Here is a 21,936-nt window from a genome sequence, read left to right on the forward strand (position 1 = left end):
GCAGTTGAATCTTGAGACGAACTGCCGCTCTTAAAGTCACCTCTACATACGCAAAAGATGCGCGAGGCGGTAACGGCCCACTGAAAAAAAGTGTCAACGTCGATATATAAATCTTTACCTGTTTACCGGACCCGGCACATGCGGGCCGGACCTCTCAGCCTGGATCGAGTTCCCAGGGAAATGAAAAAACCTGGAGGGTTTTTATACAAACCCCCTAAAGATTAGCCAAAACAGATTCGGCGCAAGAATTTTTTTTGCTTCTTGCGCTACGTCAGTTTACTTACTACAAGTAATGAGTAGTATGTACGCCGGCTATCCGCTCACTCTGAGAAAGTAGCCATTTAATAGAAAGTCCTTGAAGGGGAACACGATGAACAACGTTCTGAAATTCTCTGCTCTGGCTCTGGCCGCAGTTCTGGCTACCGGTTGCAGCAGCGTCTCCAAAGAAACCGAAGCTCGTCTGACTGCAACTGAAGACGCAGCAGCTCGCTCCCAGGCTCGTGCAGACGAAGCCTACCGTAAAGCTGATGAAGCTCTGGCTGCTGCTCAAAAAGCACAACAGACTGCTGACGAAGCTAACGAGCGCGCTCTGCGCATGCTTGAAAAAGCAAGCCGCAAGTAATAATCCTTCGGGGTTGTTATCAAGCCGATCCATTCTTGGGTCGGCTTTTTATTGCCCGGGATTCGGCCCTGAAGCCCGCGCAATAAAAAGCCCGCCACAGCGCAAGGCTGAGGCGGGCCAGGGATCGAGCAGGCTTACTGCTGCAGATCGACCGGCGTGCTGGACGCCACCGGCGCAGTGGCGCCTGGTACACCAATCTCCGTTGGCAGACCGTCTTCGGCCGCCACCACATCGCGCACCTGATCCCAGTTCACCCGCAGGTTATTGGCCAGGTCTTCGCGCTTGAGCAGGGCATTGATGACCGCCGTGTGCTTGTCGACCACGGACGGCGTGCCGTCATCGTTCAGCGGTGTATGCGCCTCAAGGTAGACCTTGCCGCCACTGCTGCCGAACTTGTAGGCATCATTGATGATGCGCACCGATGTGCCGACCGGCACCATGTCGGCCATCTCCAGCACATTGTTGTTGAACATGCGGAAGCAGCCGTGGCTTGTACGCGTGCCGATACCAAACTTCATGTTGGAGCCGTGAATCAAATAACCCGGCGTGCCCAGGGTGAACTTGAACGGGCCCAGTGGGTTGTCCGGACCGGCAGGCACCACGTTAGGCAGCGGGTCACCATTGGCAGCGTGCTCGGCCTTGATCGACGCGGGCGGCGTCCAGGTCGGGTTGGGGATCTTGCCGGTGATGGTGGTGTGCGCGACCGGCGAACCCCAGCCTTCACGGCCGATGCCCAAGGGGAACGTGTAAACCACATTCTGGCCCTTGGGGTAATAGTAAAGCCGGTATTCCGCCAGGTTGATCACAATGCCTTCGCGAGGACCCGGCGGCAGGATGAAGCGCGTCGGCAGCACGATCTCGGTACCGGCCCCCGGCAACCAGGCGTCGACGCCAGGGTTGGCCGCGACCATTTCCGAATAACCCAGGTCGTAGGTGGTGCCAAGGTCGGCGAAGGTGTCTTCGTACTTGGCCTTGATCACCTGAACCTGACCGACAATGTCTTCACCGGGCGGCGGCAAGGGCAACTGCAGCGCTGATGCCGAACCGGCTGCACAGAGCGCAGCGAGGGACAGGCAGCAGGAAACGACGGAAAGGCGCGACAACATCCGGAAAATCCTTCGCAGAACGACGGGTAGGAAAAAACTGATTGTACACGGGTGTCAGAGGGGAAGGCAGAGGGCCTGCGACCGTGCGCAAGTCTTTACAGCTCGAAACGCAGCTCCGGCCAGATCGGCGGTGTGCCACGCTTCTGCGATTCGAGGATGGCTCGGCACAGGGGGCACAGTCGCTGGTCTTGAAAGATCGAGCGGTCGACAGATGACCAACGCGGTTGTGCGGGCAATAAAGTCCCGCAAAGCGTGCGATCGATCGAGCCGCCCAACTCCAATTGACGCGCGACCAGATGCACCCGAACTTCCTGGCAGGCGAACAGGTCCAGCTGCTCGTCAGGCTCGATCAGTTGGTAATTGAACAGGGACCAGGCAGGGCGCGACATCGGGGGCTCCAGATCGGGGGGGCGCCACCTTAGCCGAAAGCCTGCCGGTATAAAAGCGTCATAGCAGCGGTTTTAGCGTTGGCCAGACATTTTCCAGCAACTTGCCCTGGGCACCGACCGCCGGGTGCAGCTGATCGGCCTGCATCAACTCCGGATGGCCGCCCACACCTTCAAGGAAAAACGGCACCAGCGGGATACTTTTTTCCTTGGCCAAGGCGCCATACACTTCGGCAAACGCCGTGGTGTATTTGGGACCGTAGTTGGGCGGCAGCTGCATGCCCAGCAGCAGCACCTTGGCGCCGCCGGCCTTGGACTGGTCAATCATCGACGCAAGATTTTGTTTCAATTGCGCTGGCGGCTGACCGCGCAGGCCGTCGTTACCGCCCAGCTCGAGAATCACCAGGTCCGGCTTATGCTCTGCAAGCGCCGCCGGCAGCCGCGCGAGGCCACCTGCGCTGGTGTCGCCGCTGATGGACGCATTGACCACTTTGTCGTCAAAACCTTCCTGCTTGAGCCGCTGCTGCAGCAAGGCCACCCACCCTTTGCTGGTATCCAGGCCGAAACCGGCACTGATACTATCGCCAACGATCAGGACTGTACCCGCCGCTGCGTTCTGGGCCATGCACATCAAGGCCAGGCCAGCACTCAAAAACCACATTCGCATCGGATTCTCCATGGGCGCAAGCATTCTCACCGCGCGAAACCTTAGCAAAGTGGTTCCCAGCGCGGAAGGTGAACTGACTATCCTGCACGAACTTAGCCTGGAACTGAACAAGGGCGATAGCCTGGCTATCGTCGGCAGCTCCGGCTCCGGCAAATCCACCCTCCTGGGCCTGTTGGCCGGCCTCGATCTGCCCAGCAGTGGCGAAGTCACACTGGCAGGCCAAGCCTTGAGCACTCTGGATGAAGACCAACGCGCACGCATCCGCGCCGAGCACGTCGGCTTCGTCTTCCAGTCATTCCAGCTGCTCGACAGTCTCAATGCCCTGGAAAACGTCATGCTGCCGCTGGAGCTGGACGGCCGCAAGGACGCTCGCGAGCGCGCCAAACACCTGCTTGAGCGCGTCGGCCTGGGCCAGCGGCTGACCCACTCGCCACGCCAGCTTTCCGGCGGTGAGCAACAACGGGTTGCCATCGCCCGAGCCTTCGCCGCCGAACCGGATGTGCTGTTTGCCGACGAACCCACCGGCAACCTCGACAGCCACACCGGCGAACGCATCAGCGACCTGCTGTTCGAACTTAATAAAGAAAGCGGCACGACCCTGGTACTCGTCACCCACGACGAGCGCCTGGCCCACCGTTGCCGACGCCTGATCCGCCTTGAAGCCGGCCTGATGGTCGCGCCCCTGGAGCCTTGATGGCCCGTTTGCCGCTGTTGCGCCTGTTCAGCCTTGCCATGCGTCAATTGCTGCGCGATGCCCGCGCCGGCGAGTTGCGCGTATTGTTCTTCGCGCTGGTGGTGGCCGTGGCGGCCAGCACTGCCATCGGTTACTTCGGTGCGCGTCTCAATGGCGCCATGCTGTTGCGTGCCACCGAGTTCCTCGGCGCCGACCTGGTGCTTGAAGGCAGCTCGCCAGCCCGTCCCGAACAAATCAAGTCCGGGACTGAACTGGGCCTGGATCATGCCCGCATCGTTGAGTTTTCCAGCGTCATCGCCACGGATAATGGCATTCAGCTTTCCAGCATCAAGGCGGTCAACGAGCAGTACCCGCTGCGTGGCGAGCTCAAAAGTGCGGCAGAACCGTTCGGCACTGAAACTCCTGGCGGTGGACCCAAGCCCGGTGAGGCCTGGGTGGAAGCAAGGCTGCTGACGGCGCTGGACCTGAAAGTCGGCGACAGCATCGATGTCGGCATGAAGACCCTGCGACTGACGCGCGTACTGACGTACGAGCCAGACCGCGCCGGTAACTTCTACAGCCTTACACCCCGCGTCATGATCAACCTTGCCGACCTCGATGCCACCGGCGTGGTGCAGCCCGGCAGCCGCGTGAGTTACCGTGAACTGTGGCGCGCGCCTCAAGGCAGCACGGCACTGCAAACCTATCGCGACCTGGTCAAGCCGGGCCTCGCCGCCAACCAGCGCCTGCAGGATTCGCGAGACGGCAACCAGCAGATCGGCGGCGCGCTGGGCAAGGCCGAGCGCTACCTGAACATGGCTAGCCTGGTGGCGGTCTTGCTGGCCGGCGTGGCGGTGGCATTGTCGGCCAATCGCTTCGCCAGCCGGCGTTTCGATGCCAGCGCACTGTTGCGCTGCCTTGGGCTGTCGCGCCGCGAAGCAATGTTGCTGTTCACCCTGCAACTGAGCGTGCTGGGCGTGGCGGCAAGCCTGGCCGGCGCCCTGCTTGGCTGGCTGGCGCAGTTTGGTCTGTTCTATTTCCTGCACGACCTGCTGCCGGCGGACGTGCCGCCCGGCGGGCTGCTGCCGGCGGTCGCAGGCATCGGCACCGGGCTGGTCGCCCTCGCCGGTTTCGCCTTGCCGCCGCTGGCGGCGCTGGGGCGTGTACCACCGCTGCGGGTATTGCGCCGTGACCTGCTGCCGATCCCGTCCAGTACCTGGATGGTGTATGGCGCGGCGCTGTTGGCGCTCGGCCTGATTATGTGGCGCCTTAGCCTCGACCTGGTGCTGACCTTCGCCTTGCTGGGCGGCGGTGTAGTGGCTGCGCTGATCCTCGGCGGCTTGCTGCTGCTGTTGCTGCAAAGCTTGCGGCGCTTGTTGGCCCGCGCCACGCTGCCCTGGCGTCTGGGCCTGGGACAGTTGCTGCGTCATCCGTTGGCGGCGGCCGGGCAGTCGCTGGCGTTTGGCCTTATCCTGCTGTCCATGGGCTTGATCGCCCTGCTGCGTGGCGAGTTACTGGACACCTGGCAAAACCAGCTGCCCAAGGATGCGCCCAACTATTTCGCCCTGAACATCCTGCCGGCCGACAAGGACGCCTTCAGCGCCCGACTCCTGGAGGTACAGGCGCAATCGGCGCCGTTGTACCCCGTGGTGCCGGGCCGACTGATCAGCATCAATGGCGAAGCGGTGCAGGAAATTGTCAGCAAAGACTCGAGCGGCGACCGAGCGGTGCAGCGTGACTTGAGCCTGACCTGGGCCGCCGACCTGCCACCGGGCAATGTGCTGACAGCCGGCTCCTGGTGGTCTCAGCAACCAGGCGATGAAGTCCCCGGGGTTTCGGTGGAAGCCAAGGTCGCTGCAAGCCTGAAGCTCAAACTCAACGATCATCTGATCTTTACCGTCGGCGGAGAAAATCGTGAAGCGCGCGTCACCAGCCTGCGGACCATCAACTGGGATAACTTCCAGCCCAACTTCTTCATGATCTTCCAACCGGGCACCTTGAAGGACCTGCCCGCGACCTACTTGACCAGCTTCTACCTGGCGCCAGGCCATGATCAGCAGATCGTTGACCTGTCCCGGGCGTTCCCGGCCGTCACCATCCTGCAGGTCGAGGCCTTGCTGGAGCAGTTGCGCAGCATCCTCGCCCAAGTGACCCTGGCGGTGGAATACGTACTGTTGTTTGTACTGGCGGCCGGCATGGCGGTGCTGTTTTCCGGCTTGCAGGCCACCCTGGATGAGCGCATTCGCCAGGGGGCGCTGCTGCGTGCACTGGGTGCAGAGCGCAAGTTGCTGGTCAAGGCGCGCCGCATCGAGTTCGGCTTGCTCGGCGCAGTCAGCGGCCTGCTGGCAGCGCTGGGTACGGAATTGGTGACATGGGTGTTGTACCGCTACGCGTTCGACCTGGCCTGGCACCCTCACCCGTGGCTGTTGCTGCTGCCGGTGATCGGTGCCGTGCTGATCGGCGGTGCCGGCGTATTCGGCACGCGCCGTGCGTTAAATGCCAGCCCACTGACGGTATTGCGCGAAGGTTGAAACATTGATGGCCCGTACGCTATTCGGAGTACGGGCCAGCAGCGTTTATTTCACATACTCGATACCGGTAATCCACCAGCACACCTCGCCGGTCGGGGTTTGCACGATGGCCTCATCGTCGACCTCCTTACGGAGCAACGCCCGGGCCATCGGTGAGTCGATGGAGATGTAGTCCATGCGCTCATAAATCTCGTCATAGCCAACGATACGAAAACGCTTGGTCTCGCCCTGCTCGTTTTCGATATCAACCCAGGCGCCGAAGAATACCTTGCCTTCCTGCTCAGGCATGTATTCCACCACGCGCATATCTTCCAGCCGCTTGCGCAAGTAACGCACCCGCCGGTCAATTTCGCGCAGCAGCTTCTTGTTGTACTGGTAGTCCGCGTTTTCGCTGCGATCCCCCAGAGACGCTGCCCAGGTCACTTTACGCGTGGTGTCCGGACGTTTTTCACGCCACAGATAATCCAGCTCTTTTTTTAGCGCCTCATGACCTTCTTTGGTAATCAGCTTGGTACTCAAACGCTTGCATCCCCAGACAATGTCCAATGGTGCCGAAACGCCACAGCATCATGCCTTGGCGTCGACTGGCGGGGGTGATGATAAATGAACTATGAAAAGTAGCCAGATCGGCAAGCACATTGCTTCACTCTAGCCTTCCAGGGTTTGATCCAACTCAAGCAGCACACCCTGCAAACGTTGTCGCATACCCGACACCTGCGACATCGCCAGCGCCAGCTTCTGGGCTTTTTGGCTGACGTATGCTTGCTGCTCCTGCAATTGCGTCGCGTGCTGCTCCAACTGACGATCCTTTTCATCCAGTTCGCCCTGTTTTTGTTGCAGTCGGGCCTGCCACTGCTCAAGCACTTTTTCTCGCTCAATGACCGCGTTTTTTTGTTGCGTCAGGTCCTGGGCGACCTTGGCAAGATTGGTCAGCGTACTGTCCAGTTCAGGCATCAATGCATGTTCCATTTCAACGGGGCGCTGCAATGGCGCGGGTTCACTGGGTGTCAATTGAGCCGGCTGTGCAACTGGCTCTGCCAGCGCTTCCTTCTGTGCAGTTGCGACGGGAATATCCAACGCCTCAGCAACCACAGGCTCAAGCACCGGCGGCTCGACGGGCATGGGTGGGTTTGAAGTTCTGGCGGGCGGGATCATTTGTGATGAGAAGCGAATGGACGGCACGATCAAGGAAGCACTTTCGATCGCAGGCAAGACAGGCGCAGACATGCCCAGGGTAATCACCTTCATTACCAATGCCTTCTTGATGATCATCGAATGATGATCCTCGGGCCTGGCGGGCGGTAATTTGCAGCCTTTCAAATCAATAAAATGGAATGCAATCGAACTGTCGTTCACTGCGCTGGCCTTAGTGCCGGAGGCTGCCGCGGCCATCAGGATTTGCTTGAAGACTTGCATGGCCACTTGCAGGTCTTCTTTGGACTCGATACTGCCCAGAAAATGCCGATCAAGTTTTTTACGCAACGCAGCGATGTAAACCCTGGAGTTGCCCGGCTCAGTCTCTTCATCAAGGCTATAGACGAGAAAGTTGCAGTCGATCTGGGCAACAGCAAACCCGCAGAGCAGCGCACCGTTAACCGGGGCGTCCTGGCCACTGCGTTCAAGAACAAGAGTACGTAGAAGCATCATGATAATCAGGTCTCGTTACAAAAGAGCAAACCTTACATAAACGCCAGATAAAAAATCCGACCGTTAACCATTCTCGAAACAGCGCAATTGTTTCAGTAAGTTATCCGGCTTGACGTAGGAGTTTTCTTATAACTTCGCCCGCGCGTTCCCAAGCGTATTGATTAACCGTAACCTTTTTAAAGTTCATCCATCCACAACACGCACGTTCTCCTTCGCTCAGCCAAACTTAATCGGTAAAAACATGCTCGAGATAAGCAGCCTGACTAAGCACTTGGGCAAAAGTAATGTAATCAACAATTTCTCATTGTTTGCTCAGCGCCAGGAGTGTATCGGTCTGTTCGGGGAAGACGGCGCCGGCAAAACAACCTTGCTGAACTTGATCTCCGGTATCGCTAACCCCTCCTCCGGGTCCATCACCGTCCATGGGTTCAACACCCAGACCCATCCACTTCAAGCACGCAAAGTTCTCGGCTATCAACTCCAGGCCGGGCTCAGCCATCAGACGATGTCCGTTAAAGGCTTTCTCAATTTCATTGCCGACGTGCGAGGGTTCAGCGGGGCTGAAAAACGCAGCAGGGTGGATCGAGCGGCCATGCGCCTGGAGTTGTCGCGTGTGCTCAACGTTCCTATCAGTGCGCTTTGCGTAGGTTTGAAGCGCAAGGTAGCCATCGCCCAAGCCATCCTGCATTCACCCAGCCTGCTTCTGCTGGATGAACCGAGCGAAGGACTGGCGCCGAATCAACGGCTCAAATTCAGAACACTGGTCCAGTCCCTGACCGAAGAAATGGCGGTGATTATCGCCTCGCGTCATTGCGACGAACTGGCCAGCCTTTGCACGCGGGCGCTGGTCATCGCGCGCGGCCAGTTGGTGGCTGACACGCCGCTGTCCGAGTTTCAGCGCAAATCCCGACACTACCGGGCAGTCACCCTGGCCGCAGAAACCCCTCTGGATTTACTCGCACTGGCCGTCTTACCCGGCGTCGCAGGCATAGAGGAAGACCGGCATACACCCGGCACCGTGACCGTTCTGGCCCTGCCCGGGCACAGCATCTATCCCCCTATCAACGCACTGATCGCCAACCGCGGCTGGAACATAACGTCATTGAAACTGGAAACAGGGCGCCTGAACGAAGTCGTTCGCCATTTGAGTCATGAGGTATCTCTGTGAAACTGCTGCCGGTGATTTTCAAGCGTCAACTCGTCAGCTATGCCCGTACGCCAGGCACGTACTTGAGTGTTGCTGCGTTTGTGCTGCTGTGCGCGGCACTGGGGCTGAATACGAGCCCGTGGCTCGAAGAAGGCGGTGCTGACTTACAAGTGTTTTTCCAGCTACACCCTTGGCTCTACCTGCTGCTGATTCCAACCTTGTCAACTCAGCTGTGGTCGGACGAACATCACCCTGGCATGCGCGACATGATGAAAACGCTGCCCATCACGACCATCGAGCGCGTGCTGGGAAAATTTCTGGCCGCATGGGTCGTGTGTGGCATTGCCTTGGCCCTGACCTTTCCTCTGGTGGTTGTCGCCAACTACCTGGGCGCCGCGGACAACGCCGTTATCACGTCACAATTTCTGGCAAGCGGGTTGCTCGCGGGAAGTTATCTATCGGTGGGATGCTTTATCTGCGCGCTGACCCACCGGCGCATCGTCATTTTCCTACTGACGCTCGGTTTGCTGCTTACCGTCAGCATGCTTTCTTCAGCACTGGATGCCCTTGAGCACCAGGCGCCTATTTGGGTGGTAGACAGTTTGATCGCGCTTGACCCGATCTTACGCTTTGGCGCTCTCGACAACGGCAAACTGACACTCCATGACAGCCTGTACTTCGTCAGCGTGATCCTTGCCTTTCTTGCGGCAACAGCAGTCACACTCAATTACAAAGCCCGTTGAGAAGGAAAGCACCGCATGCGATCCGCTATTCGCACGGGTATGACACTTACGGTCATATCATTACTCTTTTTGGCCTTTAATCTGGTCTGGGTAAACAACCTTCCCGATATCCGTTGGGACTTTTCACAACACAAAATCCATACGTTGTCGCCGCAGGCACGGCATCTGCTCGCCTCACTTGAGGCCCCCGTGGATTTGTATTACTTCAACTCACGCCATGACCCGCGAAAAAGCCAGGCGTTGAAACGCTATGGCGAGCGTGTGGAAGACTTGCTTGAAGAGTTCGAAAAAGCCGCCAAGGGCAGGATTAACTTGCACGTTATTGATCCGGCGCCTTATTCAGAAGAGGCCTATAAAGCGGGCCTGTTCGGGCTGGACGACACCCACGGGTTTCTCGGTCTGATAGGCGTGCGTGCAGGCCAGGCCGCACAACGTATCGACGCATTCAGCCTGGATGACGAGCCGGTGCTCGAGTATGAAATAAGCCACTTGATCTACACACTGGGGCACCCAGCGCCACCCACTGTTGGCGTGCTGACAGGGCTGGCGTTGAACGAGTCCGCCGGGCAGTTACTGACGAAAATGCGTCAGCACTTCACCCTCGAAAGCCTGGCATCGAACATTCCACAGGTGCCTGAATCGATCGGGACACTGATGGTCGTCCACCCGCGTGCACTGCCCGAGCGAACCCTGTACGCGATCGAACAGTTTGTACTCAGGGGCGGAAAGTTGATGATCTTTCTCGACCCTTTGAGCGAGAGCGCGGCAGACGCCGCGCCGGCAAACTCCACGCTGGACGGCCTGCTTGCCGCGTGGGGCGTACAGATGCCGGCGGACAAGCTGCTGGTGGATAATCTCTATGCCTCGTCCGCGTCTTCCGGCGCTGGCGAGCCGACCGTCTTCCATCCGGCCAGATTGAGCCTGCCACGCCAGGCGATGACGGCGGACGACGTCAGCGCGTGGAAACTGAATACGGTGATTGTCTCGAGCAGTGGCGCACTTTCTCGCCTCAGGAAAAGCCGCACGCTGCTCACCCCGCTGCTGCAAAGCTCCACGCAGTCTGCGCTATTGGACGCCGCGCGCTTTGCATCAGCCAGCGCACTCGACTCACAAATCGATCAACCGTCTGCTGTCGGCCAACGCCAGGTGATAGCGGCTCGCCTCAGCGGCCCCGCCTATTCGGCATTTCCAGACGGTGTCGACGGGCAGCCCGCTGGTTTGCAAAAGGCTGCAGACATTCAGGTGGTGGTGGTCGCCGACACTGATTTACTCATGGACTCTGTCATCAGCTCAGCCGCCAACGGCAACGTTACGTTTGTCTTGAATACCCTGGATAACCTGGCGGCTCCTGATGTTCTCGCGAGCATTCGGCCCCGTGCAATGGCCAACCAATCACCCAACCCGCTTTCAGACAGGCGCGAAGCCGCTGCACAGGCCTACGCCCAAAAGGCAGGGGAACTTGAACGACGGCTTGAGCGAACCGAGCACGAATGGCAACGCTTGAAACCGCCGGACACCGGCTTCGGCACCCAAGCGGTGAATACCAATACCCAGTTGCAAGCACTGAACAAGGAACGCCTGCGACTGCCCATGGAGTTACAGGCGCTCAAGGTCGAGGCTTACGCATCGGTGCATCAACTGGAGCTAACCCTGAAACTGCTGCTAATCGGCGCCGTACCGCTGCTGGTGTGCTTTATCGCGTGGACAGTATCGCTTTACAACCGGCGACGTCGATCAGCCCTGACCGCCAACCTGCTTTAAGCACTCAACGACGAGCGATCAGTCCCTGGCGGGCAATGCGCGTCAGCTGACGGATGACTTCATCGGCATCAGCGGCGCTGGGCGCCTGAATCACTGCAAGGTCGAAACTGTTGGCGGCAAAGCGGGCCAGGGAGTCGCCATCTTCCACAAACTGGATCAGGAACGCCGAAGTTCGCCCGGTGCGACGCGGCCAGCCATCGAGGTAACGCAGCAGCGTGGGCTGGTGCTTGCCACCCAGGAGGATTTTCGGATTGCGTTGCGTCAGGTCCGCGGTGATCGGGGCCAGGCGTATGAGGGGGCGAAGTGCATTCATCGTGTCGTGTCTCTGCCTCAAAAGTCTGCGGGCAGGTGAGAGGCAACACCGAACCAGCGCTTTAGCGGTATTTCGAAGCCTGCCTCTGGATGAGCGCATGCTTCTGTCGGGCTGTATCGAGCCCAGTGGCGCCCCGCAATTAGCTGTTTAAATCGGCGCATGAGCAGCATCCTAGAGAAGCCGGTGGGGCAGTGTCAAGAATCCCGAGCAACGAAAAAGCCCGCACAGGGCGGGCTTTTTCCGGGTTTTAACTGGGTATCAGCGGGCGATGGCGCGGTCGGCAGACAATTTGCCCGCCCCTTCCAGCAGCACCGCCAAAGAGCCGCCGAGCAAGGCGAGGGCAAATTCATAACCGTTGTTGGCCATGAACAGCCCGTTGTGAATGTGCACCGAGAAGATTGCCACCAGCGACAGGAAGGTCAGGCCCAAGGCCGCCGGGCGCGCCAGCAAACCGATGATCAACGCCAGGCCGGCGAAGAATTCCGTGCCGCCCGACAACACCGCCATCAAGGTGCCCGGAGTCAGCCCAAGGCTTTCCATATACTGCGCAGTGCCCGCCAGGCCGTAGCCACCAAACCAGCCAAAGAGTTTTTGCGAACCATGGGCAGCGAAGATGATGCCGACAAAAATTCGCAGGATGGTCAGGCCATAACCAGCGCGGGTAGACAGGATACGGTTGATCAGTGGGCTCATGGTACTAATCCTTTTCCAGGTAGAGGGTGGGTTGGCCGCTATATTAATCGGATAAGGCAATGATAAAAGCGCAAAAATCGCTTAATAACCATCTATAAATCCGATTATTTACGCGAGGCAAGTTTTGGCGTTGACGGTTCCAGAGACTCCCGCTCCCGATCAAACGCCAAGTAGTACTTGTTCACGCTATTAACATAGCTGACGCCAGCCATGCCCACTTGCTCCATGGCAATACGCTCGACCTGGAAGAACCATTGGTTGGGGTTCAGACCGCGGCGCCGAGCCTCGGCCCGCATGCCTTGCACCCGCTCCGGCCCCATGTTGTAAGCCGCCAGCACGAAGGCCATACGCTCGCGCTCGTTAAGCTTGGGGCTGGCAAAAAACTTGCGACGGATCATCGCCAGATACCGGGCACCCGCTTGCACATTACTGTCCAGACTCTCGATATTGTTGACGCCCACTCGCTGCGCCGCCGAAGGCGTGATCTGCATCAGCCCGGTCGGGCCGCCACTGTTGCGCGCGCCGGGGTCCAGCGCCGACTCCTTGAACGCCAGCGCCGCCAGGTTCAGCCAGTCCATGCCCTGCTCTCGCGCATGCTTTTGCAGCACCGGGCGCAGTTTCTCCAGGCGCTGACGGTCGGCGCGGGCCAATGGGTTGCGCACCTGATAAAGGCGTCGGTAGATACGCTGGAATGCCACGTCCTGGTCGGCCGGGGTTCGGTAGGTCTTGAGGAAACGGTCAATACTGGCCCGCAGCATTGAGGCATCCTGGCGCACAAACCAGTACTCATCGCCCGGCTCGCTGATTGCCACTTGCCGATCAAAGCGCAGCTTGGGCAGGATTTTCGACCAGCGTTCGGCAATGGGTTTCTCGACGATGGTGAGGTGGAAGATCCCGGCCTGGACCATCTCCAATACATCTTCCACCGCCAAGGTCGGATCGACCCATTCCACCTTCACCGGCGGTCGCTTGTGCAGGGCCAGTTGCTGGTTGACCTGATTGATCGCATCCGCCGCTGCACTGCCGGTAGTCAGGGCCAGCGTGCGCCCGGACAACTGCTCCAGCTTGGTAAAGCGTCGCTCGCCCTTCACGCCAACCAGCCACAACGGTACATCACTGGCAATCGGGTCGCTGGTGCTGATCTTGTGCGCAGCCTTCACATCAAGCAATTCACCGGGAGCCACCAGGTCGCCTTCACCACGGGCCAACGAGCCGAGCAGTTGGTCCTTGGCTTTCGGGATAATTTTGAGAGTGATTTCTTCCCCGTCACGGGCGTGGCCGTTCAGGTATTGCTCGAAGGCGCGCAGGCGATGGTACTCAACACCGATGGCCTGGCCCTGAACCTCACCGGAACTGTTACGGCTCTGGTTGACCAGCACACGCAGCGTGCGACTGGAGCGAATCTGCGCCAGGTCGCGTACCTTGCCGGGCTTGGTCACTTCCAGCGGCCCATCCAGACGTGCGACCGCCGCCATGGGCAGCAGTAACGTCAGGCACAACACAAGCAACGCCGAGGGTCGGATCATCCGCTCTCCGGAAAGAATACTGGCCAGCACCCTGCGAAAGGCGAAGGGCTGGAGGTCAGAAACAGAGCGCTTTATGCGCTGGCAAGGCGCGCAACGGTGGCATGGAGGAAGGCGTACGACCGACCACAATGTCACTTGCGACGTTCAAAGACAGCTATAACTTGTTGTAGTTCTTCGTTTTTCTTATAAATCTACAGCTCTGATATGCTTTCCGGCCGCAGGCGGAGATAGCACCATGCAACTCATTGATATCGGCGTCAACCTGACCAACCCCAGTTTCGACGAGAGGCACCAGGCCGTTCTCGACCGTGCCTATGCCGCCGGCGTGCAGCAATTGGTGCTCACCGGCACCAGTGTCGAAGGCAGCGAGCAGGCTTTGGAGCTTTGCATAAAACTCGATGACAGCGGCCAGCGCCTGTTCAGCACCGCCGGCATTCATCCCCACTCCGCCAGCGATTGGAACGGCGACAGCGCGCGGCAATTGCGGGGTTTGCTCAGCGAAAGCCGCGTGCGTGCAGTGGGCGAATGCGGGTTGGATTTCAACCGCGATTTTTCCCCGCGCCCACAACAGGAAAAAGTCCTCGAAGAACACCTGGCACTCGCCGTCGAGCTGAAACTGCCAGTGTTTCTCCACGAGCGCGACGCCAACCAGCGCTTGCTAGAGATCCTCAAGGATTACCGCGACCACCTGAGCGCCGCCGTGGTGCATTGCTTCACCGGCGAACAATCGGCGCTGTTCAGCTACCTCGACCTCGACTTGCATATCGGCATCACCGGCTGGATCTGCGACGAGCGCCGTGGGACGCACCTGCACCCGCTGGTCAGGGAAATCCCACGTGGCCGTCTGATGCTGGAAAGCGACGCGCCCTACCTGCTGCCGCGCACGCTGCGGTCCAAGCCGAAAAACGGCCGCAATGAACCGGCCTACTTGCCGCAAGTACTGCGCGAAGTCGCCCTGCACCGCAACGAAACCCTGGAAGACGTGGCCGCACACAGCACCGCCTGTTCGCGGGCGTTTTTTGGTTTGCCTCAAGTGGATTAATGCGGCGCATTGACCCATGTCAAAACCGGCTTCCTGAGTAGCGGCACAATAATGGCACCTTGCCAATGCTGTTTCCGCTATCAGAGAAAACCTTCCATGGGTGCCTGGCTTAGCAATATCTCGCTGAAATACAAATTCTGGGCCGTCAACGCGGTCGCCTTCATCACCACCTTGTTGCTCGTGCTCTACGCCGTGCAACTCGAGCAACAGGCGCGCAGCGATGCCGCCCAGGCTTCGGCACAGGCGCAGGCGCGGTTGCTGAGTGCCTGGCCCGCCGACAAGCCATTGCCCAAGGGCGAGCATTGGCTGACGTTTACCCGTGGACAAGTCCCACAGCTGGCCGATCAGGATCTGTCAGCCCTGGGCAACGCCAGCGGTTGGGTCGAGCTCAATCACATGCCGTTGTTCGGTGAAAACCCGCTGATCGGTGCCGACGTGATCGCGCGCGCCGACGGCCAGCAGATCGCCGTGCTGGCCTACGGACGCAGCCTGAGCCAAGTGTTCGGCGAACGCTTCGCCAACTACGCGGTGGCGGTGTTGATCCTGATGCTGGCGATGCTCGGTGCCTCGCAACTGCTGATCCGCTTTCTGCTCAGCCAACTCAACACCCTCAAGGACGTGATGCTGCACGTCGAAAAAACCGGCGACCTGTCGGCCCGCGTACCCCTGGCCTGCAAGGACGAAGTCGGCCAGATGGCCAGCGCCTTCAACGCCATGCAAGCCGGCTACCAGCGGGTGGTCAGCACCGTGGCACACACCGCGCAGCAATTGGACGATGGCGCCGCGCGCCTGGCCAGCAGCATGAACGAGGTGCAACACGGCATGCTCGGCCAGCAAAGCGAAACCGATCAGGCCGCTACCGCGATCAATGAGATGACCGCCACCGTCTACCACATCGCCCAGCACGCCGGCGCCACTCGCGACCTGTCCCAAACCGCCGACACCCTCGCCGGCAGCGGCCAGGAAGTGGTCAGCCGGGTGCAGCGTTCGATTGCCGGGCTTTCCACCGGCGTGCAACAGACTGCCGAGATGATTCAGAAGCTCGCCGAGGACAGCCAGAAAATCAACGGCGTGGTCGGCGTGATCCACAGCATCGCCGAACAGACCAACCTGCTCGCCCTCAACGCCGCCATCGAGGCCGCCCGCGCCGGCGAAATGGGCCGTGGTTTCGCCGTAGTCGCCGACGAAGTGCGCAACCTGGCCAAACGCGTGCAAAGCTCCACCGACGAAATCACCCACATGGTCTCGGCGCTGCAGGCCGGCACCCGCGACGCGGTGGACTTCATGCAGGAAAGCTCGTTCAAGGCCGACGACTGCGTACAGCAAGCCCAGGAAGCCGGCGCGGCCCTCGCCGAAATCACCGGCGCCGTGGCGCAGATGCGCGAAAGCAATACCCAGATCGCCGTGGCGGCCGAACAGCAAAGCCATGTCGCCGAAGAGATGAACCGCGCCGTGGTGAGCATTCGTGATGTGACCGAAAACACGGTGCAGCAGACCGTGGATTCAGCGACCACCAGCAATGAGCTGGCGACGTTGGCCGGGGAGTTGAGCAAAGCGATTGGGCAGTTGAAGCTATAGGACTTTTTAACCTGTAATCCGACTCCTACGATCGCCCTCGCGTTTACCCGAAATGTTGCCGAAACCTCCTAGCCTCCCCGGCGAATAGCGCCGACATATTTACCTGACGAACCTCTTCAAAGTCTCTCGCCTGACTATTCAGTGCGAGGGACCGCCGATGTATTTCTCAATGACTACCTGGGCTGAAAGGGCTGCCTTTTGAACCCGGCTATTGGCCGGCTGGCCTTGAGGCCCATGGACGTCAAAGCGCCGGATGTTGAAGGCGTCTTACGTGATTTCCGGGGCTGCCTGAACACCTTTGATGAATGGGCGTCCAGCTTCTGGAGCTTTTCGGCGCTGGATGTCGAGCAGGTGTTTAAAGTCGGGGAGGAAGTGGCGCTGGTCGCCCCCATCAACCGCTCGATCATTCCCAGCAGCACCGTCGCCACCTGCCAGGCCAACGGCACGTTGACCCTGGTGCACATGTTCCAGAGTACTCAGTTCGTGCCCATGGCAACACGCCCGTGGTGTTGCAACGCATCGACCCCAACGGTGGCCCCCTGGGCGAGCCGATCCACAAGACCATCGGCCCCAGCGGCATTCTCGAAATCACCGCGTGTGATCGCAACCAGCAGTACCGAATCAATTTCTATCCCAACGTTTCCAAGGATCACGTCAAGGCGCTGTATGCGTCTTATCAGTCGGTGATCGGAGAACTGGACGTGCGTCTGCGCGACGAGTGGAACGGCACGTTTCAGGCGCAGTGGAAAACCTATACGGACGCTACTCCGCTGGACCGGCGTCGGCTGCTGGAGGCAGCCTTTCTCAATGGCATGGGCAAAGCGCTTTACAGCCTGTGGGACAACATAACGCAGCTGTACGACATGTTGGCGGACATCAAGCCTAACAGCGAAAAGTTGCTGCACTACATCTCCCAAACCGAACTCGATGAGCTGCTGAAGCTCGGCAACGACGCGATCGCCATCGGCCTGCTGGTGCTCAGCGATGAGCCGCTGTTGTTCATTTATGTGTCGGCGATGGTCAGCTGGATGCGCATGCTGCCACCGCAAGAAATGAATGAGCTGATGGGGCAAATCACTGGCGAGGTGTTGATCAACCTGCTGCTGATCTGGGCGACGGCGGGTATGGGCGTGGCGGTGCGTCTGGGTACGCAGGTGCTGGGGCACATGAAGTCTGGACGCGGGCGGGATCTGCTGGAGTTGCTGGCTAAAAAGCTGGTGATGCCCCGGTTGGAGTCGCATGCCGAGGTGGTTAAGACGTTGCTGTTGAGTAGTGCGGCGACGCCGATCAAGACGGTGCCGGTTGCGCCGTTAAAGGCTGGGGATCAGTTGGTATCCAACCCGGTGCCTGCGGTTCGCAGCAAGACGCAGCGGACGGCGTTGGTGCGCCAGGAACATGTGGATGATGTGCCGGCCGCTGCGAAGAACCCGCAGGGAGATGCAGCGGCGCCTGCGGACAAGACCGCCACCAATGGCTGCCCGGTGTCGATGGTGACCGGGGAAGAATTGCTGACGCTTACCGATGGCGCGCTGGACGGGATTGTGCCGTTTGAGTGGGCGCGGCTGTACCGCACCAGTGCGGTGGAAGTGGATTGTGGGTTGGGGTTTGGTTGGAGTCATTCGCTGGCGCAGCGGTTGGTGGTTTCAGGTGATTCGGTGGTTTGGACGGATCATGAGAATCGCAGTACTGAGTTTCCGTTGCCTTCCGTTTCTCGGCCGGCGATCACCAACAGCCTGGCCGAAGCGGCGATCTACTTGGGTGCCCTGCCTGATGAGCTGGTGTTGGCTCAGGCATCACGTTTTTATCACTTTCGCGACGGTCAGCTGACAGCAATCAGTGATGCGTATGACAACCGGCTGCGCATCTCTCGTGATCGTTTGGGGCGGATTGAGCGGCTGGATAACGGTGTCGGCCGTTGTTTGTTTTTGCGTTACGAACTGGGCCGAATTGTGGCGGTGGACTATCAAGTTCATCGCGCCAAAGGCCGTGAGCCGTATGTTTGGGTGACGGAGCAGAACGTCGTTTCCTACGTCTATGACGAGGCGGGACGACTGGTATCGGCGACCAATGCTGTCGGTGAAAGCGAGGTTTATCGGTACGACGATCAGCACGTCATTCTTGAGCGGCAGCTGGCCGGTGGGGCGAGTTTCTTTTGGGCGTGGGAACGGTCTGGCAAGGCCGCGCGATGTGTTCGGCACTGGGCTAGTTTTTCGCAGATGGACACGCGGTATGCGTGGGAGGACGGCGGTCGGGTCACGGTTCATAACGCTGATGGAAGCCAGGAAGTTTACGTCCATGACCAGCGCGCGCGGCTGGTGCAGCGGATTGATCCCGATGGCGCTGAGCACTTCAAATCCTACGATGACAAAGGCCGCCTGACGGTTGAGCAGGACCCGCTGGGGGCGGTGACGGCGTATCAGTATGACGACGCCGGACGTTTGGTGGCGTTGTTTCCTGGGGAGGATGAGCCGACTTCCTACGAGCATGACAACGGGTTCGTACGGGTCGTACGGCGGGGTGAAGCGGTTTGGAAGTATGAGCGCAATGACCAAGGCGACGTTACGCGTCAGACAGATCCTGACGGCCACGTTACGGACTACACCTACAACAAGCACGGGCAGTTGATTGGGGTTTGGTATCCGGATAACGGTTGTCATCGGCTGGTTTGGAATGAGCGTGGGCAGCATGTCGAAGAGCAACTGCCGAATGGCGGGGTTAAGCGTTATCGCTATGACGACTTAGGGCGGCAAGTTGCGCGTGAGGATGAGCATGGCGCGCTGACGCAGTATCAGTGGGACGGTGTGGGTCGGTTGGTTCGTGTCGTACTTCCAGGCGGTGCCACGCGGGAATTCAGCCACAACCCGTACGGAAAAATCACCTCTGAACGTAATGAACTGGGCCACGTCACCCGCTACGAATACGCCGACGGCCTGCACCTGATCAGCCGTCGCATAAATGCTGATGGTACCCAGGTCAACTACCGCTACGACAACGTGCGGTTACTGCTGACCGAGATCGAAAACGAAGTCGGCGAGACCTACCGACTTGATTACCACCCAAACGGGCTGATCCAGCAGGAAATCGGCTTTGACGGTCAGCGCACGACTTACGTGTATGACCTCAGCGGCAACTTACTGGAGAAAACCGAACACGGCGATGACGGCAGTCAGCTAGTCACCCGCTACGAGCGAGACTTTTCCGGCCGCCTCGTACGAAAAACTCTTCCAGACGGTGGAGTGGTCGATTACGCCTACGACCGCCAGGGCAACCTCCTCAGCGTCGACGACGGCCACTGGGCGTTAGCCTACGAATACGACAGCCAAAACCGCCTCACCGCCGACCACCAAGGCTGGGGCACCCTGCGCTACGGCTACGACGCCTGCGGCCAACTGAAAAACCTGCGGCTGCCGGATAACAACCGCCTCACCTTCAACCACGACAAAAGCGGCCACCTCGCCACCGTCGAGCTGAACGGCAAAACCCTCACCTCTCACCTGTTCAAAACCGGAAAAGAACGCCAACGCCAACAAGGTCAGCTCCTCAGCCACTACAACTATGACGACCAAAACCGTCTACACGCCCACGCGGTGACGCAAGAGGAACACAAGCTCTACCGCCGCCACTACGACTACGACAAATCCGGCAACCTCACCCGCCTGCTCGATACGCGCAAAGGTGAACACCACTACCACTACGCCCCCCTCGCCCGTCTGACCCGGGCCGATCACTCGCAAGACGTGCAAGAGCGCTTTGGCCACGACCCGGCGGGCAACCTGCTGATGCAGGACCGCCCCGGTCCGGACATCGTGGCGGGGAATCGGTTGGTGATTCAGGGCGATCATCATTATGACTATGACGCGTTCGGCAATCTGATCCGCCAAAGACTCAGTAAGGGTCATCAACTCGTTACCGAGTACCGCTACGATTGCCAGCATCGGCTTATCGGCATCACCCAGCCGAACGGGCAAACGGCCAGCTATCGCTATGACCCGTTTGGTCGACGGATCAGCAAAACCGTCGACGACATCACCACCGAGTTTTTTTGGCAAGGCGACAAGCTGGTTGCGGAGCATCACGCGGACAGGCATCGCAGTTATATCTACGAGCCTGACAGTTTCCGTCCGCTGGTCCTGCTGGAGGGCTTTGGTCCAAAAAATACCCAGCCGTTCCACTACCAACTCGACCACCTCGGCACCCCGCAGGAACTCACAGCCCCCGACGGCGAAATCGTCTGGTCCGCGCATTACCGCGCCTACGGTGAAATAGCCCGTCTAGATGTCGGGAAAATAGACAACCCGCTGCGCTTCCAAGGCCAATACTTCGACCCGGAAAGCGGACTGCACTACAACCGACATCGCTACTACAATCCAGATATTGGTCGTTACCTGACGCCGGACCCGGTAAAGCTGGCGGGTGGAATCAACGCGTACCAGTACGTGCCTAACCCTACAGGGTGGGTAGATCCGTTAGGGCTGACTGCCAATTGTCCACCCAAAGGAACGAGGCAGCCACGCTGTAAAACACCGGACGAACCGGACACTCCCGAAGTTTCTCGCAAAGGAGCATTCAGGCAAGCTAAAAGAGATGCAAATATACCAATGGTGCAGCGCCCTGACGTCTTCGTAGACCCAGAAACAGGAAGAGAAAAACAATACAAGATAGAAAGAATGACAGACCTGAACGATAAAAATATATTGAATAACAACGGCTTACCGATTGACACAAGGGTCTATCAATTTACAAAATCTGACGGCTCAAAAGTGCTTATACAAGACCACTCAGCAGGGCACAATTTTGGCAGAGCAGATGGAATAGGAGACCATTCCGCACACTTCAACTTACGACCAATTGATAAACCCCGAAAAGGCAGCATACCCGGGGCAAAGGAACACTATCCATTTAGGAAGCAAAAATGAAATATTGGAATGAATTAGACGGAAGTATATTTTTCGGAAAGATTTTTAGCCAACCGATAGCAATTGACAGGATTGCTCTTTTCTCCATGAGGATTGATAACGACCAACCCTGTGTCGGCCTAGGGTTTGACATACCAGAATTTCCGGACCAGTTGCCGGAAAAGTGGAAGAACAAAGGCTATAACACCTGCAGGACAGGATTAACTTGTCATAACATTAAAGAATTAAAAGTACAAAACATACCCGCCCACGAGGTATTCAAGGTGGAAATAAAAAAACACAATGACCACTTCGAGTTTCGCGCAACCAGCGAAAATGCCTCAATAGAATTCAAAGCCAGATTCATTTCACTTAGCGACCCTAATTTATATATAAACGGCCCAGATGATTACTATTTTAAATAACTAAAAAACCATGGAACCAAAACTAAAACTTATATCTTTACCCATTTCAGGCTGGGAAACCAGGGCACTCATCTCCATTTAAGTACCATTGGAAAGACGCGCGCAGGAAAACTACCGGGTGCGAATGACCACCCTAATTCTGAGATTGGAAAATAAAGTTTGGAATCATTTCGATAGAAGT

Annotated in this window: 17 protein-coding genes and 1 pseudogene; 10 read left to right on the forward strand and 8 right to left on the reverse strand. The window is 58.6% G+C overall.

The genetic code is table 11. The features are described 5' to 3' along the window. The first annotated feature begins 370 nt into the window (after positions 1 to 370). Complete coding sequence (gene oprI / locus L8K08_RS01250; RefSeq protein WP_003172710.1) at positions 371 to 622, forward strand: outer membrane lipoprotei OprI; 252 nt, start codon at positions 371 to 373, stop codon at positions 620 to 622. Between the two features lie 134 nt (positions 623 to 756). Here oprI and L8K08_RS01255 read toward each other — a convergent pair whose 3' ends face one another. The 3 genes from L8K08_RS01255 to L8K08_RS01265 form a co-directional block, all read right to left on the reverse strand. Continuing rightward, the gene (locus L8K08_RS01255) at positions 757 to 1,728 is read right to left on the reverse strand and encodes a L,D-transpeptidase family protein (RefSeq protein ID WP_145163219.1); all 972 of its coding nucleotides are present in this window, start codon (positions 1,726 to 1,728) and stop codon (positions 757 to 759) included. 95 nt (positions 1,729 to 1,823) lie between these two features. Next, entirely contained in the window at positions 1,824 to 2,117 is a 294-nt protein-coding gene (locus L8K08_RS01260; RefSeq protein ID WP_016972348.1) for a hypothetical protein, read from the reverse strand. A 58-nt stretch (positions 2,118 to 2,175) separates the two neighbouring features. Beyond that, the gene (locus L8K08_RS01265) at positions 2,176 to 2,781 is read right to left on the reverse strand and encodes an arylesterase (protein WP_178119709.1); all 606 of its coding nucleotides are present in this window, start codon (positions 2,779 to 2,781) and stop codon (positions 2,176 to 2,178) included. Positions 2,782 to 2,791: 10 nt separating this feature from the next. Between L8K08_RS01265 and L8K08_RS01270 the strand changes: the two genes are divergently transcribed. Both L8K08_RS01270 and L8K08_RS01275 read left to right on the forward strand, forming a co-directional pair. Next, positions 2,792 to 3,475 carry an ABC transporter ATP-binding protein gene (locus L8K08_RS01270; protein WP_016972350.1) on the forward strand — a complete coding sequence of 228 codons (684 nt, stop codon included), beginning with the start codon at positions 2,792 to 2,794 and terminating at the stop codon, positions 3,473 to 3,475. Then, positions 3,475 to 5,985 carry an ABC transporter permease gene (locus L8K08_RS01275; protein WP_242193803.1) on the forward strand — a complete coding sequence of 837 codons (2,511 nt, stop codon included), beginning with the start codon at positions 3,475 to 3,477 and terminating at the stop codon, positions 5,983 to 5,985. The genes L8K08_RS01270 and L8K08_RS01275 overlap by 1 nt, the downstream gene beginning before the upstream one ends. Positions 5,986 to 6,030: 45 nt before the next feature. Here the strand turns inward: L8K08_RS01275 and greB are convergent, their stop codons facing one another. Together greB and L8K08_RS01285 are read right to left on the reverse strand one after the other, a co-directional pair. Further along, on the reverse strand, positions 6,031 to 6,504 hold the full coding sequence (gene greB, locus L8K08_RS01280) for a transcription elongation factor GreB (RefSeq protein ID WP_083360479.1): 474 nt from the start codon (positions 6,502 to 6,504) through the stop codon (positions 6,031 to 6,033). A 129-nt stretch (positions 6,505 to 6,633) separates the two neighbouring features. Continuing rightward, complete coding sequence (locus L8K08_RS01285) at positions 6,634 to 7,632, reverse strand: hypothetical protein (protein WP_242193805.1); 999 nt, start codon at positions 7,630 to 7,632, stop codon at positions 6,634 to 6,636. A 241-nt stretch (positions 7,633 to 7,873) separates the two neighbouring features. Here L8K08_RS01285 and L8K08_RS01290 point away from each other — a divergent pair, with 241 nt between their 5' ends. From L8K08_RS01290 to L8K08_RS01300, 3 genes are read left to right on the forward strand one after another with little or no spacing between them, the layout of a single operon-like run. After that, complete coding sequence (locus L8K08_RS01290) at positions 7,874 to 8,800, forward strand: ABC transporter ATP-binding protein (RefSeq protein ID WP_242193807.1); 927 nt, start codon at positions 7,874 to 7,876, stop codon at positions 8,798 to 8,800. Beyond that, positions 8,797 to 9,522 carry an ABC transporter permease gene (locus L8K08_RS01295; RefSeq protein ID WP_242193808.1) on the forward strand — a complete coding sequence of 242 codons (726 nt, stop codon included), beginning with the start codon at positions 8,797 to 8,799 and terminating at the stop codon, positions 9,520 to 9,522. Before L8K08_RS01290 ends, L8K08_RS01295 begins: the two co-directional genes overlap by 4 nt. Before the next feature lie 15 nt (positions 9,523 to 9,537). Then, entirely contained in the window at positions 9,538 to 11,283 is a 1,746-nt protein-coding gene (locus L8K08_RS01300) for a Gldg family protein (protein WP_242193810.1), read from the forward strand. Positions 11,284 to 11,287: 4 nt separating this feature from the next. Here L8K08_RS01300 and L8K08_RS01305 read toward each other — a convergent pair whose 3' ends face one another. From L8K08_RS01305 to L8K08_RS01315, 3 genes are all read right to left on the reverse strand, one after another. Further along, positions 11,288 to 11,596, reverse strand: coding sequence for a class I SAM-dependent methyltransferase (locus tag L8K08_RS01305; RefSeq protein WP_242193812.1), 309 nt, complete (start codon positions 11,594 to 11,596; stop codon positions 11,288 to 11,290). Between the two features lie 258 nt (positions 11,597 to 11,854). Continuing rightward, complete coding sequence (locus L8K08_RS01310) at positions 11,855 to 12,289, reverse strand: DoxX family protein (RefSeq protein WP_145163204.1); 435 nt, start codon at positions 12,287 to 12,289, stop codon at positions 11,855 to 11,857. Between the two features lie 104 nt (positions 12,290 to 12,393). Further along, positions 12,394 to 13,815 carry a transglycosylase SLT domain-containing protein gene (locus L8K08_RS01315; protein WP_242193814.1) on the reverse strand — a complete coding sequence of 474 codons (1,422 nt, stop codon included), beginning with the start codon at positions 13,813 to 13,815 and terminating at the stop codon, positions 12,394 to 12,396. A gap of 235 nt (positions 13,816 to 14,050) precedes the next feature. Here L8K08_RS01315 and L8K08_RS01320 point away from each other — a divergent pair, with 235 nt between their 5' ends. The 4 genes and pseudogenes from L8K08_RS01320 (at position 14,051) to L8K08_RS01335 (ending at position 21,755) form a co-directional block, all read left to right on the forward strand. Then, a complete protein-coding gene (locus L8K08_RS01320) occupies positions 14,051 to 14,857 on the forward strand; it encodes a TatD family hydrolase (protein WP_242193816.1) in 807 nt (268 codons plus the stop codon). Between the two features lie 96 nt (positions 14,858 to 14,953). Beyond that, a complete protein-coding gene (locus L8K08_RS01325; protein ID WP_242193818.1) occupies positions 14,954 to 16,435 on the forward strand; it encodes a methyl-accepting chemotaxis protein in 1,482 nt (493 codons plus the stop codon). Positions 16,436 to 16,669: 234 nt separating this feature from the next. Further along, a pseudogene (locus L8K08_RS01330) lies at positions 16,670 to 21,351 on the forward strand (RHS repeat-associated core domain-containing protein). Further along, positions 21,348 to 21,755 carry an Imm50 family immunity protein gene (locus L8K08_RS01335; RefSeq protein WP_242193820.1) on the forward strand — a complete coding sequence of 136 codons (408 nt, stop codon included), beginning with the start codon at positions 21,348 to 21,350 and terminating at the stop codon, positions 21,753 to 21,755. Before L8K08_RS01330 ends, L8K08_RS01335 begins: the two are co-directional and overlap by 4 nt. The last annotated feature ends 181 nt before the right edge of the window (positions 21,756 to 21,936 follow it).

It is taken from the genome of Pseudomonas sp. TREG-RG-20F-10-E-6-01, from assembly GCF_022662455.1.
Classification (GTDB): domain Bacteria; phylum Pseudomonadota; class Gammaproteobacteria; order Pseudomonadales; family Pseudomonadaceae; genus Aquipseudomonas.